This is a genomic window from Diplocloster agilis, assembly GCF_019042275.1.
Taxonomy (GTDB): Bacteria; Bacillota; Clostridia; order Lachnospirales; family Lachnospiraceae; genus Diplocloster; species Diplocloster agilis.
Window position 1 is genome coordinate 1 of the sequence record NZ_JAHQCW010000104.1, and the last position, 370, is coordinate 370.

1 tRNA gene is annotated in these 370 nt (G+C 46.2%); it reads left to right on the forward strand.

What is annotated here, in order from left to right:
• Positions 1-114 precede the first annotated feature (114 nt).
• Positions 115-186, forward strand: a tRNA-Asn gene (locus KTH89_RS24750).
• The last annotated feature ends 184 nt before the right edge of the window (positions 187-370 follow it).

The window sequence follows — 370 nt, forward strand, 5'->3', positions numbered from 1 at the left end:
GGGCTTGACCAGAATGGTCTGAAGGTTTGAGATTAGAGGTTTGGAAGAGAACCGAACGGATGGAAAAAGATTTTACAGTGTGTAGTTTTGAAGGTACATGTTAATTGCATATGATCCTCGATAGCTCAATGGTAGAGCATTCGGCTGTTAACCGAAGGGTTGTTGGTTCGAGCCCAACTCGGGGAGTTTATAAAAACCGTAAATATGTATTTACGGTTTTTTGTATATTTGGATAAGCATGTCAGAAGTAAGGCTCTGGAAGGCTAAATGGGGTTCTTCCTCGGGTTTGGGTATGCCCGCTGATCAGGGCCGGTGTATGTGTCGGTGTTCCGGAATGCTCCGGGCTGCCGGATTCTTTTGTGTCTCCCCG